The 511-nt window shown below is 47.2% G+C and carries 2 protein-coding genes; both read right to left on the bottom strand.

Translation table 11 applies throughout. The features are described 5' to 3' along the window. Positions 1 to 137, bottom strand: a 137-nt coding sequence (locus tag AC4PR2_RS29630; protein WP_490846274.1) for an AcaB family transcriptional regulator, incomplete at its 3' end; no start/stop codon positions are given. Positions 138 to 156: 19 nt separating this feature from the next. Further along, positions 157 to 387 carry a hypothetical protein gene (locus AC4PR2_RS29635; protein ID WP_492176143.1) on the bottom strand — a complete coding sequence of 77 codons (231 nt, stop codon included), beginning with the start codon at positions 385 to 387 and terminating at the stop codon, positions 157 to 159. Positions 388 to 511: the final 124 nt, after the last annotated feature.

Raw genomic sequence — 511 nt, forward strand, 5'->3', positions numbered from 1 at the left:
GACTCTTTCTCACGCTGCCGTCCCTCCCATAACAATATTGCATATTGTGTATGCAACTGGACGGTTAACGTCGATTTGAGCGCTCCTGCGCGAGTTGAAGAGGGTTTGTTTTCTTTATTGCTTGATGAATCAACCATTTTAAGCATCCTGTTTAACTTATGTGTGGCTTGAAATAGTTGCGCCAGCTTGTCCTGGCAACAATCCAAAACTCTTTTTGCATGACGAACAAAAACTCAAAAGGCTATCCCGTTCACTTCTATCCATTGCTGCCAGTGGCAACGGTGCATGCTTTTTAACCAGTGCTGCCACTGGCAGCAGTGCGTATTTTTTAACCAGTGCTGCCACTGGCAGCGCTGGTGTATTTTTAAACAACTTGATTATCTGCACTCACGACTCATTTTTTTGCCCGCATCATTTGCTGGCGTAATTTGGCAACAACACCGCTTACATGGTCCCGCGACGCCAGGTGTTGACGGACCGGACCTATTGGTTTAGCTGGCGCCGCAGAGCA

This window comes from Serratia sp. A07, from assembly GCF_058725505.1.